We start from the raw sequence: 12,942 nt of genomic DNA on the forward strand, positions 1-12,942 counted from the left end.
GCGGCGGCGCCACGCCGGTCGGCGCACGCAATCTCCGTTAACCATCGCTTCACCGTCCGACCCTAGCGGATCGGCGGACACGGCCGCGTGCGCCGTGACGGCCTCGAACCCCCCTCAGCAAAAGCCCAAACACCATGACCGCCGCGGACCTCGGCTCTGTCCTGTCGAACGCCGTCCTGCCTCATCTCGACATCTTCGGAGCCCTCGGGCTCTGCCTCGGCTTCACTTCGGGCATCATGCCTCGGCGCGACCTGATCCTCGCGGCGGCGGCCGCCTGCTCGGTCTGCTTCGCCCTGCATTACGGGCATCTGGGCGCCTATACCGGCACGGCGATGTGCGTGGTCTCGGCGATGCAGAGCCTCGTCGCCGCGCTCGCGATGGGGGAGGGCCGCCGCCCGGCCTGGATCGTGCCGCTGTTCGCCGGCTCCAGCCTGCTCGCCGCCGGTCTGACGCTCGCCACGTGGAACGGCTGGCCCTCGGCCTGCGCCGGCATCGGCGCGCTGCTCGCCACGCTCGCCCGGCTTCAGGTCTCACCGCAGGCGATGCGCCGGCTGTTCTTCGCCGCCTCGTCCTGCTGGGCCGCCCACAACTGGCTCGTCGGCTCGGTCTTCGGCCTGACCTGCGATTGCCTGACGCTCTCGGCGCTGGCCTTCGCCCTGCTGCGCGGCGCCAAGGCCCGCACCGCGAGCGTGCCGGCCACCGCCTAACGCAAGAGCCAGCGCAGCGAACGCCGAAGCGCCGGCGTCGCGTCGCGCTCGAACCAGGCGCCGTGGGCGAACAGCACCCGCTGCGGCGCGAGCGCGACGAGCGCCGCCGCTGCCCGCGAGGCGGCGCGGCCCCCGAGGCGCACGGCAAGCCGCAGGTAGATCGGCGCCCGGCCATCGGGCGCCGTCGCGCCTGCGAGCCGTAGCGGCAGCCGCAGGTGCCAGGGCAGTTTTCCAGGCTCCAGATTCAGCACGAGGTCGGTGAGGATCAGGCTGCGCGAGGCAACGTGGAAGAACGCGACCTCGCGGAAGCCGAGGCCGCCCGGCACCACGGTCTGGCGGATGTCGGCGGCCCAGTCTTCCGGGCTCTGTTCGTCGAGGTCGCGGTCGAGCCGCAGCTTCCCCGCCTCCACCTTGCGCCGCACCTGTCCGCGCTCGCGCAGCCCCGGCGCGGCCCATGTGGTCGCATCGGGGAAGCGCCGCTGCCACGTGGCCAAAAACATCCAGTGGGCGATGTTGGGCGCCACCAGATGGCGGATCGGCCCGATGGCCTCGATCGCGCGGGCCAGCGCCTCGTCGAACCGCGTCGGCGAGTGCAGCCAGACCGTGCCGTCGGAGAGCTTGATCACGCTCATCCGCACCGGCAGCGGCAACGGGCCGGAGAGCGGGCCGCTGTCGACGATCCAGAGATCGGACGCGACCGGCTTCAGGGTGTCGAGGGGCGGATAGGTGGTGTCGGTCAAGGCGGCGCCGTCGTGGTGGTTTCGCCGGTTGGGATGGACGCTCGCGGGGACGGCGTCCACAACATCGATTGATTTCGATCACCGACGGCCCGTTGGGCCGGCCCGTCCCATCCCTCCCCCTCATCCTGAGGTGCTCCGCCGAAGGCGGAGCCTCGAAGGAGGGCTCCAGGGATCGCTGAGACTTCTGGAGCCCTCCTTCGAGGCCCGTTTCGCGGGCACCTCGGGATGAGGGGGTTGGATGGGAGGAAAACGGATCGTCAGGGCGCGTCCGACGCCGCGGAGCCCTCGGCCAGCGGCCGGTTGGTGTTGGCGGCAGGCGCCAGTGCCTCGACGCGGTCGCGACCGCCCGCCTTGGCGGCGTAGAGGGCGAGGTCGGCGGCCTTGAGCAGGTCGTCGGCGGTCACGCCGAAGGCGCGGGTCGCGCCGTGCGCCGCGGTGGCGCCGACGCTGACGGCGAGATGCGCACCCTTCGACAGGCCGGGATGGGGCAGCGCGAGCCGCGCCACCGCGGCCCGGACCGCCTCGCCCGCCTCGACCGCCCCGGCGAGGTCGGCGCCGGGCAGGAAGGCGACGAACTCCTCGCCGCCGTAGCGGGCCGCGAGCCCGCCCCGGCTCTCGATCGCCGCGGCGAGCGCGCCCGCCACCGCGATGAGCGCGCCGTCGCCCGCCGGATGGCCGGCGGTGTCGTTGAACGGCTTGAAATGGTCGATGTCGAGCAGGAGCACGCCGAGCCACCCGCCCTCCTCGGCGCTCGCCTGCCAGGCCCGCTCGATGCAGTCGGAGAAGTGGCGGCGGTTGGCCAGCGCCGTCAGCGAATCGGTCTCGGACAGGATGGTGAGCCGCGCGTTGGCACGGGCCAGCGCCTCCGCCTGCAGCTTCTCGCGCAGGCTCAGCAGGAACAGGTTCTTGGCCTCCCATTCCCGCGAGTAGCCGAGCTTGAGCGGCACGATGATCAGGCCGGAGACGAGGAGCGGCAGCCCGGTCTGTCCCGGTCCGGCGAGATCGAAGGCGAGGATCAGGCCGGCATAGAGCGCGAGCGAGGCGGTGCAGTAGCCGACCACGTGCCGGAACGGCAGCGGCGCGATCAGCCCGACCACCAGCGGCACGAACGCGGCCAGCACGACGTAGGAATCGGTATGCGCGGGCGGCGCGAGGCGGGCGCTGTTGAGGACGATGGCCGTGTCCACGAGCCCCGTCGCGGAGGCCGCCGCGGTCATCCGCAGCATGGTCGGGCGCCCGCGCAGTGACAGAATCGCCAGGATCGCCACGGGGCAGAACACCCCCATGGTGAGCCAGAGCGGCACCCGGAACGCGTCGGGGCCGAACACGTCGTGGTCCATCACCAGGGACAGCACGTTGAACAACGCGAAGACGGCGAGCCAGGTCTGGACCGTAAAGCCGCTGCCGCGGGCGGTCTCGGCGCGGTATTGCGCTTCGAGCACGGGCGGCAGGCGCAGGCGATACCAGGGGCGGCGCAGACCGGCTTCGATCGAGGCGTGCATGACGTGCCGGGCAAGCGACCGATCGGCCTATCCCGCACGTGTCCGGCATTTTCGCGCGGCCGTAAAGAGGTACGGAAAAGCCTTCTCGCATCCGCACGAAAAACGGACAGCCGCTCAGGCGTCGCCGGAGACCGGATCGCCCGCCGCGCCGCAGCCGCGCTTGGCCGCCGCCCGGTTGAGCACGCCGAAGCGCAGAACCGCCTCCTCTAGGTAATCGACCGCCCGCACGAGGCCGCGCCGGGCCCGCTCGCGCTCCTCCGTATCCGCCTCCGCCGGCACCTCGGCGAGCGTCACGGCGGCGATGAGCACGCGGTCGCGCTCGTCCTCGATGCGCCGGTCGCGCTCGACATGGCCGCGGATGTCGGCGTCGAAGCCGGCGATCACCCGCCAGGGCAGGTCGTCCTTGGCGACAACGCCGGGAAAGGTCGCCGCGAGCCGCCGCGCCTCGGCGGCCGCCCCGCGCATCAGTTCCGCCATGCTCGCCGTCATCCGCTCCCCCACCACAACGTCCCGGCTGCCAACGATCGGTACCGCCGATGTTTCCGGGGTCCGGAGCGGGGCTTCGCACGATCACGGCGCCGCGATCTTATCGTGCCCGTGCCTTATTGCGTTCACAGTTGCACACAACTCAAACGACATGGCCCGGGCGGAGATTCGGGCTGAAAACAGTAATGGGGGCAAACATGACGGATTTCGAAGGGCTTCCGGCTTGGGCGCGGCGGCGGCTGATCCGCCGGTTCGAGCGCGGCGCCAGCGAGCGGATCCTGCGCTGGATGAGCCTGCCGGCGGCCGGACGCGGCGCGAGCAGCACCGTGGCGACCGCCCCGGACAACATCGTCGCCTTCGTGCCGCGCCCGGAGGCGGTGCCGGTCTACGAGCGCCCCCGCGTCGCGGCGGCGGGCTGAAGATCGAGGCATCCGCGCCCGCTCGACAAGCTGGGGGCATAGCCATCGAGCGGGCGCGGACGGCCGGCGCCCGGAAGCGGTCGGCACGGCTCAGCTAGGGCCGTCCCGCGCCGCGGACAGGGTGTCGTCGGTCAATTTCGGCGTCGGTCAGGTCCGGTGTTCGGAAAACCGCGCCGGCGGCTGCTTCGACGGCGACGGCGGAGGCATCGTGGTGCGGCGGACCAGTTCGCGGCGGGCGGCGCGCAGAACGGCGGCGCGCTGGGCGAGCTGTTCCACGAGGACGTGGCCGGGCTCGAACCGCGCCAGGGCCTGGGCCGCCTGATCCAGCGCCCTCGGGTCCGTGCCCCAGTGGAGCTGGTCTTCCGCCCCATGCAGGCACTCGCTGAAGCGGTCGGCTTCGTAGGTCATCGGCTCTCCCGCCACGCTCGATCCAGGGCCAACCGGGCCGGCCCCGTCGCGTTCCGGACACACCGGCTCACGAAAACGTGGGCATTGGTGCGGGCGCCCGCCCCGGAAGCGAAGCCGGCCACAGAATGGGCATAAGACTCGCATAGCTCCCGGAACGGAGGGGACGCGTTCGGCAGGCGCGATGTCCGGCCGAGGGCCCGCGCGACGACGCCGGGCAGACGCGAGGATCTTGGGGAATGCGCGTGACGGGATCGTTCGGGTTCGGTGCGGGGATGGCCGTGGGCCTCGCTGTCCTGACGGCGATGGGTGCCGCGACCGGGGCGCGGGCCGCCGACAGCGTGAGCGGCAAGGCGCGGGTGCTCAACGGCGACACGCTCGTCGTCGGCGGGCGGGTGATCGGGCTCTACGGCGTCGCCGCGCCGGGCCTCAAGCAGACCTGCCTCGACGGCAAGGCGCAGCCCTATGCCTGCGGCACGGTCGCGGCCAAGGCGCTCGCCGCCCACCTGCGCGAGGCCACCGTGACCTGCCGCGTGCGCGAGACCGACGGCTACGGCCGCGCCGTCTCGGTCTGCCTGCGCGACAAGGAAGACCTGAGCGCGTGGCTCGCCGAGAAGGGCCTCGCCATGGCCGACCGCCGCCGCGGGCAGGCGGCCTATGTCGGCGCCGAGACCCTGGCCTGGGGCAAGCGGCTCGGCCTGTGGGCGGGCTCGTTCGAGGACCCGACCAACCGCCCGCGCAGCGCCTACAGCCACACCAACGCGGTCGCCGACGCCGCCAAGCCCGAGGCGCGCTGACGGTCCGCTCCGCTGGCGCTGCCCGCGCGGCATGCGTTGACGCCGCGGCGGAGCATCGACCACAAGCCGGCATGTCCCCAACCCGCGCTCGCATCCTGGCCGTGACTTCCGGCGCGGTTCTCCTCGCGGGCCTCGGCGGCGCGATCGGCCATGCCGTCGCCTCGCGGGCCGGCGGCTCGAAGCTCAGGGCCTATGCCGAGGGCCGCGCGGGGGTCGTCGCGGCGCAATCCGGCAGCCTCGCCGACGGCTTCGTGATGCTGGCGGGCGATTCCCACGCCGAGCTGGCGCTGCCCGAGCCGTTCTCCTGCGGAAGGCGCGTGCTCAACGCGGGCGTCTCGGGCGCCAAGGCCGAGGACTACCTCGCCTTCCTCGACGCGCTCCACCTGAAGCACCGGCCCGCCGTCGTCGTCGTGACGCTCGGCACGAACCACCTCCTGCGCAAGCGCAACCCTTCGACCCGCGAGACCGGCGACCGCTACGAGGCCGACCTCGCCGCGATCGTGACGCGGCTGTCCGGCATGGCCGACCGCGTCGTGCTGGCCGCGGTGCCGCCGCTCGCGGCCACCGCCGACGGGTTCGACAGCGCGGGCGTCGCGGAGCTGACGAAGCGGCAGGCGGCCGTCTGCGCGCGCTTAGGCTGCGAGACCGCCGACCCCTATCGGTCCTATCGCGGCGAGGATTTCGGGATCGCCCGGCCCGAGACCACCACCGACGGCGTGCATCTGACCGAATACGCCACCGCCTACCGGGCGATCGACGGGCCGATCTGCCGCTAGAGCATCGGCCCGAAAGGTGGGAACCGGCCTTCGGAAAAAGCCGATGCGCTAGCGCCGGGGGCACGACGATTGCATCCGGCACTGGTCCAAATTTGCAACACCGGCTCGAAATCCACAGGCGACGCCCGGTCCTGCCGCCGATCGGCCATATCCGGCGCGTGAGCTCGAGCGGATCCGGCGCGAGCGGGCGGGGGCGAAGGGGCGCGAACCGCGCGGGCGCATCGGACTGAAGGGGCCTGACCACGAACCACCTCAGCGAGGATCGCCCATGTCGATCGAACAGGATTTCGGCTTCCGCTCCCGGCTGGTGCTGCACAAGCTCGGCCACGATCTCGGACGCAGCCTCGACGCCGACGGCGACGGCGACCTGCCGCCCTCCTGGCACGCCCTGATCGACGAGATCGGCGACCGGGCCGACCAGACGCTGACCCTGCGCCTCCACCGCAACGACGATCCGGCGCTCGGCCACGACAGCATCGTCTTCGACGACGACTAGCGCCTCGTCCCGGATATCGGATCCGGGACGAGGCGCTCGATTCTTGTGCCGCATCGTCTTTTTCCGAAAGCCGGTTCCCACCTTTCGGGACGATGCTGAGGCCTCGGCTTTCCTCGGCAAGCCGGCGGTTACCCTGTCGGACCGATGCCGGTTCGACGCCTTGTCGGCGGGCGGTCGCGGTGCCACCTAGAATCCTCGCGCGGGACGACGCCCGGTCCACCGGGCGCGAGCGGTGGTGCCCTCCGGGCAGGCTGCCGACGGCGCTAGGCCTCAGGAGTGATGACCACGATGCGTACGATTTCCGCCGTCCTCCTGCTCGCCGGGCTGATCGGAGCCGGGGCCGCGCAGGCCCAGGGGACCGCTGACACCCGGCTCACCCCGTCGGGCCGCAGCGTCACCGCCACGGGCCAGACCAAGCCGCCCGCCCCCGCCGCCGTGGGGGCCGCCGCGCCGGGTCAGCCGGGGCAGCTCTCGGCGGCCTCGCAGGAGCAGATGCTGAAGGCGCAGCGCGCCGCCCGCGAGCGCGACAAGGCTTGGGACGCCAAGATGAACCGCACCATGGGCTCGATCTGCAAAGGCTGCTGACCGGCCGATGATCCGGTTCGAGGGCGTCACCAAGCGCTATCCCGGCGCCGACCGCCCGTCCGTCGCCGGCCTCGACCTCACCGTGGACGAGGGCACGACCTGCGCCCTGATCGGCCCGTCGGGCTGCGGCAAGTCCACGACGCTCAGGATGGTCAACCGCCTCGTCGAGCCCGATGCCGGGCGGGTGTGGGTGGCGGGGCGCGACGTCTCGGAGATCGATCCGACGGGCCTGCGCCGGGGCATCGGCTACGTGCTCCAGGGCGTCGGGCTGTTTCCCCACCGCAGCGTGGCCGAGAACGTCGCCACCGTGCCGGGGCTGCTCGGGTGGAAGCGGGGGCGGATCGGGCCCCGCGTCGATGAGATGCTCGATCTCGTCGGCCTCGATCCTACCCGATACGCACATCGCAAACCGGCTGAATTGTCGGGCGGACAGCGCCAGCGCGTCGGCGTCGCCCGGGCGCTCGCCGCCGACCCGGCGATCCTGCTGATGGACGAGCCGTTCGGCGCCGTCGATCCGGTCGCCCGCGACCGGCTGCAGGAGGAGATCGGCGCGATCCTCAAGCGCCTGCGCAAGACCGTGATCCTCGTGACCCACGACATCGGCGAGGCGTTGCGGATGGGCGACACCGTGGCACTGATGCGCGACGGCCGGCTCGTCCAAGCCGACACCCCGGAGCGCCTGCTCGCCGCCCCGGCGGATGCGTTCGTCGAGAATTTTTTGGGCGGGTCGCGGGCGCTGCGGCGGCTGGAGCGGCTGCGGGTGCGCGACCTCGCGGGCCCGGAGCCGGCGCCCCCTCCCCTGCCGGAGATCGCGCCGGAGGCGAGCCTGCGCGAGGCGCTCGACCGGATGCTGGCGACCGGGGCGACGCGGCTCGCCGCTGGAGGGAGCAGCCTCAGCCTGGACGCGGTCCGCGAGGCCGCCCGGCTGCCCGAACCTTGAGAAGACTTAGCGCTTGGGCTTCTTCTTGGGGTCGCGGTTGCCCGCGGCGCGGATCAGGCCGGCGAGCCCCGATTCGATCACCGCTTCCGCCGCGTCGGAGGGCGAGAACCAGCGCGCCTCACGCTGGCCGCGCTCGGGAAACTTCTTCAGCAGCTTGCGCACGTCGAGGGGGAAGACTGTGACCTGGCAGAGGACCGCGTCGCGGTTCTTCAGCCGCTTCTCGTAGAGGTAGAAGCCGATCGGGCGCTTGCCGACATGGCCGACGATGCCGGCCTCCTCGTAGGCCTCGCGGGCGGCCGCCTCGAAGGGCTTCCGACCCTTCATCGGCCAGCCCTTGGGAATGATCCAGCGGCGGGTCTCGCGGGATGTCACGAGCAGCACTTCGGTCCCGCCCTCGGCGGTCCGGCGCATCGGCAGAACGCCGACCTGGGCACGCGCTTCGCGGCTGCTCTCGATCGGACCGGCCGTCATGATCGTGCAACGTCCCGCGGCCCGCGCGGTTCGCGCCGGCCGCCTTCCCGCGTGTCCATCCCCATGGAGAGGAGACAAGGACCGCGGTGTTTGACGCCTTGATGACAGGCCGGCACGACGTTGCCCCCGAACAAGTGCACCACCACTTGCGTCGCCCTTGCACCGCATCGCAGCGAGAGGCGACGTGCTCCCCTAACGGAAGCGGGGGAACGGGCTCAAGAGAAAATGATCCGGCAAAGCATCTCGGACCGGATTCGTCGCAGGGTTTGTCAGGCGGGCCGCCTGCAACGGGCGGGCGGCCCCGGATTCATACGGCGCCACGCCGCTCGCGGGCGCGATCCAGGACGTGCCGGATTCAACCGGAGAGCGTTCCGGGGCCGGATCGCGAACAGATCGGCGAAAGCGTCGCCCACGCGCCTGTGATGCGTGGTCGACTGTCAACGAAACTTGACAGGCCTAGCTACCGGATTCGACGGCGCACCGCCTCCCTGCATCGTCCAACCTTCAGGGCGCTCTTCGCGGAGCGCGCTTTTTTTTGCGCGGTCGGCGGCGTTCGACGGGATGCCCGGTTGTCGGGGAGAACGCATGTCCCCTCCCCCTTGTGGGGAGGGGTTCGGGGTGGGGGTCGGGCAGGAGGCACCGGAACGCCTCATCCTGAACCACCCCCACCTCCTACCTCCTCCCCACCCAGATCAGGCCTGCCTGATCTGGGCAAGCAAGGTACAGATCTCGGGCAAGCCCGAGATCTGGGGGAGGAGAGGCGCAGCGGCGACCGGCGCGATAGCAGGGAGACGGCGGAAAAATCAGCCGCTGGTGCTGAGGTTCTCGATCAGCGCGTTGAGGTCGGCGCGCATCGCCTGAATTTCCGGCTCGGACATGTTGAGCTGGCACATCACCGACTGGCGCACGGCGACCGCCTGGGCGCGCAGGGCCCGGCCCTCCTCGGTGAGCGAGATCTCGACCTCGCGCTCGTCGGATTGGCGGCGGCTGCGGCTGAGGAAGCCGCTGGCTTCCAGGCGCTTGAGCACCGGGGTCAGCGTGCCGGAATCGAGGCGCAGGCGCCGGCCGATCTCCGAAACGGTGATGCCGTCGCTCTCCCACAGCACCAGCAGCACGAGGTATTGCGGATAGGTCAGGCCCATCCGCTCCAGCATCGGCCGGTACGACTTCGTCATCCGGTGGGCGGCAGCGTAGAGCGCGTAGCAGAGCTGGTTGTCGAGGAGCAACGGGTCCTTCAGGACCGCCTCCGTCTCCTTGGGAGCATTCACGACGCACACCATGTCGTTCGCTAAAGCCTTTCGACCGGCAGCGTGACCGGGGCAAATGCCTCCACGGCGACGGACCGGACCCAATCACGCCGAACATACGATAACGGAGGACAGACCGGAGGGTACAGGTTCAATCGTCCCATGCCCGCCTTTCCCCGGACTTTCATCCGGTTCAGGCCGTATCATCCGCCATCGACGGCTAATATGCAAAAAGGCGGCCTTTCGGCCGCCTTCCCGCGTCGTTCGACTGTCGGACGATCCGATCAGGCGACGTCGGCCACGACCTGGGTCGGGCCGGAATCCTTGCCGCGGGCATCGACGTCGCGATCCACGAACTCGATCACGGCGAGCGGGGCGTTGTCGCCGTAGCGGAAGCCGGCCTTCATGATGCGGCAATAGCCGCCCGGACGCGACTGGTAGCGCGGGCCGAGCACCGTGAAGAGCTTCTTGACCATGTCGGCGTCGCGGATCTGCGCCATGGCGAGACGGCGGGCGTGGACGCTGTCGGTGCGGCCGAGCGAGATCAGCTTCTCGACGACCGGACGCAGGTCCTTGGCCTTCGGCAGGGTGGTGACGATCTGCTCGTGCTTGATCAGCGCGGCGGACATGTTGGCGAACATCGCCTTGCGATGCTCGGCAGTGCGGTTGAAGCGGCGACCGCGGTAAGCGTGACGCATGTTGGCTTTTCCTTCTCAGTCACGGTCGCCGTGCCACGGAACGACCATGTGCCCCGCAGGGCTGTTCTCGAAATCCGCTTGACCCCGCGGCGGGATTCCAACCCAGAAACCCTCATCCTAAGGTGCCGCGTGAGCGGCCTCGAAGGAGGGCTCCAGAGATCACTGCGCGCACTGGAGGCCTCCTTCGAGGCCTCCGCTACGCTCCGGCACCTCAGGATGAGGGCGGAGCGTAGGAAGCGCGGCTCAATAATGCTCTTCGAAGCGCTTGGCGAGATCTTCGATGTTCTCCGGCGGCCAGCCGGGGACGTCCATGCCGAGGTGCAGGCCCATGCCGGCGAGCACTTCCTTGATCTCGTTGAGCGACTTGCGGCCGAAGTTCGGGGTGCGCAGCATCTCGCCCTCGGACTTCTGGATGAGGTCGCCGATATAGACGATGTTGTCGTTCTTCAGGCAGTTCGCCGAACGGACCGACAGCTCCAGCTCGTCGACCTTCTTGAGCAGCGCCGGGTTGAAGGGCAGCTGCGGCGCGAGCGGCGCGGCCTCTTCCTTGCGGGGCTCCTCGAAGTTCACGAACACCTGGAGCTGATCCTGGATGATGCGCGCGGCGTAGGCGAGCGCATCCTCCGGCGAGATCGCGCCGTTGGTCTCGACCGTCATGGTCAGCTTGTCCTTGTCGAGATCCTGGCCCTCGCGGGTGGTCTCGACGCGGTAGCTGACCTTGGTCACCGGCGAGTAGAGCGCATCGACCGGGATCAGGCCGATCGGCGCATCCTCGGGGCGGTTGCGCTCGGCCGGGACGTAGCCCTTGCCGGTGGCGACGGTGAATTCCATGCGGATCTCGGCGCCGTCGTCCAGCGTGCAGATCACGAGGTCGGGGTTCAGAACCTGCACGTCGCCGGTGACGGCGATGTCGCCCGCGGTGACGAGGCCGGGGCCGGTCTTGCGCAGGGTCATGCGCTTCGGGGTATCGGTCTGCGAGCGCAGCGCGATCGTCTTGATGTTGAGGACGATGTCGGTCACGTCCTCGCGCACGCCGGGGATCGAGGAGAACTCGTGCAGCACGCCGTCGATCTGGACGGAGGTGACGGCGGCGCCCTGAAGCGAGGAGAGCAGCACGCGGCGGAGCGAGTTGCCGAGCGTCGTGCCGAAGCCGCGCTCCAGCGGCTCGGCCACCACGGTGGCGACCCGCTTGGGATCGTCGCCGGCCGACACCTGAAGCTTGTTCGGCTTGATCAGCTCTTGCCAGTTCTTCTGAATGACCACGGTCCTACCTCTCACCAAACCCGCGCCGTCGGCGTCCCGAAAGCGCTTCGGCCGGCCGGGCGCGCCGCTGGGGCGCCCGGCCGGTCCCTGAAACTTTTTTTCAGCTTTCGCCGCCGACCCAGAGGACGGGGACGAAGCTGTAGCCCGCGCCGTCGCGGGCAACGTGCCCGAGAGCCGGGAATTCGAGATGCGAGCCGGCGATCAGGCTCTTCTCGCTGGCGACTTCTTCGAACACGCGCTTGCGGGTCGCCCGCGCCTGCTCGCCATCGACGTCGAAGGCGACGCCGGCCTCGGGCTGCTTGAACTGGATCGCCGGCATGTGCACCACATCGGTCCACATGAAGAGCGACTTGTCCCCAGACACGATCCGCATGCCGCAATGGCCGGGGGTGTGGCCGGGCAGCGGCACGGCGGTGACGCCGGGCACCAGTTCGCCGCCCTCGTGCTTGCGCAGGCGCGAACCGTACGGCGCGACCGCCTTGCGGGCGTTCTCGAAATACGGCTTGGCCTCGTCGGGGGCGCGGGAGAGCGCCTCGTCGGGCAGCCAGTGGGCGGCCTCGTCGGCATGCACCACGAGTTCCGCGTTGGCGTAGGCCACCGAGCCGTCCTGCTTCACCAGCCCGCCCGCATGGTCGGGGTGGAGATGGGTCAGCAGCACCGTCTCGATCTCGTCGGGCTTCACGCCGGCGAGCGCGAGGGCGGCGGGCACCCGGCCCATCGTCTCGGGGCCGAAATGGCCGTAGCCCGAATCGATCAGCACAGGCTTGCGGCCGGCGCCGGTGATCAGGAACGCGTTGAGCGTGACGACCGGAGCCTCGGGCCGGAAGCCCGCGCGCTGGAGCGCGCCGGCCTCCTCCTTCGCGATGCCCGTGACGAGATCGAGCGAGCCCTGGAACCAGCCGTCGTTGAGCGCCGTGACCGTGAGGTCGCCGACATTCCACCGCAGCACGCCGGGAAGGGGCTTGTTCGAACCGTCCGCCATGGGCTTCTCCGTTTCGTCGGGTTCCTGGATCAGACGCGGCGGCGCTTGCGCGGGCGGCAGCCGTTGTGCGGGATCGAGGTCACGTCGCGGATCGAGGTGACGGTGAAGCCCGCCGCCTGGAGCGCGCGCAGCGCCGACTCACGGCCCGAACCGGGGCCCGACACCTCGACCTCAAGGGTGCGCATGCCGTGCTCGGAGGCCTTGCGGGCGGCGTCCTCGGCGGCGACCTGGGCGGCGTACGGGGTCGACTTGCGCGAGCCCTTGAAGCCCATGGCGCCCGCGGACGACCACGAGATCGTGTTGCCCTGGGCGTCGGTGATGGTGATCATCGTGTTGTTGAACGAGGCAGCGACGTGCGCCACGCCCGAGACGATGTTCTTGCGTTCGCGCCGGCGGACGCGGGTCGGTTCCTTAGCCATCTTTTCGCT

Annotated in this window: 17 protein-coding genes; 7 read left to right on the forward strand and 10 right to left on the reverse strand. The window is 70.6% G+C overall.

Annotation, left to right across the window (positions count from 1 at the left end; all coding sequences use genetic code 11):
• The first annotated feature begins 134 nt into the window (after window positions 1-134).
• The gene (locus AAHG03_RS03185; RefSeq protein ID WP_342148730.1) at window positions 135-707 is read left to right on the forward strand and encodes a YgjV family protein; all 573 of its coding nucleotides are present in this window, start codon (window positions 135-137) and stop codon (window positions 705-707) included.
• Here AAHG03_RS03185 and AAHG03_RS03190 read toward each other — a convergent pair.
• The 3 genes from AAHG03_RS03190 to AAHG03_RS03200 form a co-directional block, all read right to left on the reverse strand.
• On the reverse strand, window positions 704-1,447 hold the full coding sequence (locus AAHG03_RS03190) for a DUF4336 domain-containing protein (protein ID WP_342148733.1): 744 nt from the start codon (window positions 1,445-1,447) through the stop codon (window positions 704-706). The two genes, AAHG03_RS03185 and AAHG03_RS03190, sit on opposite strands and share 4 nt — an antisense overlap.
• 257 nt (window positions 1,448-1,704) lie before the next feature.
• Window positions 1,705-2,949 (reverse strand): GGDEF domain-containing protein, encoded by a 1,245-nt coding sequence (locus tag AAHG03_RS03195; RefSeq protein ID WP_342148735.1) that lies wholly within the window; start codon window positions 2,947-2,949, stop codon window positions 1,705-1,707.
• A gap of 114 nt (window positions 2,950-3,063) precedes the next feature.
• Window positions 3,064-3,438, reverse strand: a complete 375-nt coding sequence (locus tag AAHG03_RS03200) for a hypothetical protein (RefSeq protein WP_342148737.1) — start codon at window positions 3,436-3,438, stop codon at window positions 3,064-3,066.
• Window positions 3,439-3,632: 194 nt separating this feature from the next.
• Here AAHG03_RS03200 and AAHG03_RS03205 point away from each other — a divergent pair, with 194 nt between their 5' ends.
• Window positions 3,633-3,854, forward strand: a complete 222-nt coding sequence (locus AAHG03_RS03205; protein ID WP_342148738.1) for a hypothetical protein — start codon at window positions 3,633-3,635, stop codon at window positions 3,852-3,854.
• A 147-nt stretch (window positions 3,855-4,001) separates the two neighbouring features.
• Here AAHG03_RS03205 and AAHG03_RS03210 read toward each other — a convergent pair whose 3' ends face one another.
• Window positions 4,002-4,262, reverse strand: a complete 261-nt coding sequence (locus AAHG03_RS03210; protein WP_342148740.1) for a hypothetical protein — start codon at window positions 4,260-4,262, stop codon at window positions 4,002-4,004.
• A gap of 236 nt (window positions 4,263-4,498) precedes the next feature.
• Between AAHG03_RS03210 and AAHG03_RS03215 the strand changes: the two genes are divergently transcribed.
• From AAHG03_RS03215 to AAHG03_RS03235, 5 genes are all read left to right on the forward strand, one after another.
• A complete protein-coding gene (locus tag AAHG03_RS03215) occupies window positions 4,499-5,056 on the forward strand; it encodes a thermonuclease family protein (protein ID WP_412759713.1) in 558 nt (185 codons plus the stop codon).
• Between the two features lie 71 nt (window positions 5,057-5,127).
• Complete coding sequence (locus AAHG03_RS03220) at window positions 5,128-5,832, forward strand: SGNH/GDSL hydrolase family protein (protein ID WP_342148743.1); 705 nt, start codon at window positions 5,128-5,130, stop codon at window positions 5,830-5,832.
• A 268-nt stretch (window positions 5,833-6,100) separates the two neighbouring features.
• Entirely contained in the window at window positions 6,101-6,328 is a 228-nt protein-coding gene (locus AAHG03_RS03225) for a hypothetical protein (protein ID WP_342148744.1), read from the forward strand.
• 288 nt (window positions 6,329-6,616) lie between these two features.
• A complete protein-coding gene (locus tag AAHG03_RS03230) occupies window positions 6,617-6,913 on the forward strand; it encodes a hypothetical protein (protein WP_342148746.1) in 297 nt (98 codons plus the stop codon).
• 7 nt (window positions 6,914-6,920) lie between these two features.
• Complete coding sequence (locus tag AAHG03_RS03235) at window positions 6,921-7,853, forward strand: ABC transporter ATP-binding protein (protein ID WP_342148748.1); 933 nt, start codon at window positions 6,921-6,923, stop codon at window positions 7,851-7,853.
• 6 nt (window positions 7,854-7,859) lie between these two features.
• Here the strand turns inward: AAHG03_RS03235 and AAHG03_RS03240 are convergent, their stop codons facing one another.
• The 6 genes from AAHG03_RS03240 to rpsK all read right to left on the reverse strand — a co-directional run bounded on the left by AAHG03_RS03240 (window position 7,860) and on the right by rpsK (window position 12,933).
• Window positions 7,860-8,324, reverse strand: a complete 465-nt coding sequence (locus AAHG03_RS03240; protein WP_342148749.1) for an NUDIX hydrolase — start codon at window positions 8,322-8,324, stop codon at window positions 7,860-7,862.
• Window positions 8,325-9,127: 803 nt separating this feature from the next.
• Window positions 9,128-9,592 carry a MarR family winged helix-turn-helix transcriptional regulator gene (locus tag AAHG03_RS03245; RefSeq protein WP_342148750.1) on the reverse strand — a complete coding sequence of 155 codons (465 nt, stop codon included), beginning with the start codon at window positions 9,590-9,592 and terminating at the stop codon, window positions 9,128-9,130.
• Window positions 9,593-9,855: 263 nt separating this feature from the next.
• Window positions 9,856-10,269 carry a 50S ribosomal protein L17 gene (rplQ, locus tag AAHG03_RS03250; RefSeq protein ID WP_342148751.1) on the reverse strand — a complete coding sequence of 138 codons (414 nt, stop codon included), beginning with the start codon at window positions 10,267-10,269 and terminating at the stop codon, window positions 9,856-9,858.
• Between the two features lie 243 nt (window positions 10,270-10,512).
• Complete coding sequence (locus tag AAHG03_RS03255) at window positions 10,513-11,547, reverse strand: DNA-directed RNA polymerase subunit alpha (RefSeq protein WP_342148752.1); 1,035 nt, start codon at window positions 11,545-11,547, stop codon at window positions 10,513-10,515.
• Window positions 11,548-11,632: 85 nt separating this feature from the next.
• Window positions 11,633-12,514 (reverse strand): MBL fold metallo-hydrolase, encoded by an 882-nt coding sequence (locus AAHG03_RS03260; protein ID WP_342148753.1) that lies wholly within the window; start codon window positions 12,512-12,514, stop codon window positions 11,633-11,635.
• Window positions 12,515-12,543: 29 nt separating this feature from the next.
• On the reverse strand, window positions 12,544-12,933 hold the full coding sequence (gene rpsK / locus AAHG03_RS03265; RefSeq protein WP_003597118.1) for a 30S ribosomal protein S11: 390 nt from the start codon (window positions 12,931-12,933) through the stop codon (window positions 12,544-12,546).
• Window positions 12,934-12,942: the final 9 nt, after the last annotated feature.

Source organism: Methylorubrum subtropicum (assembly GCF_038442325.1).
In the GTDB taxonomy this organism is placed as follows: Bacteria; Pseudomonadota; Alphaproteobacteria; order Rhizobiales; family Beijerinckiaceae; genus Methylobacterium; species Methylobacterium subtropicum.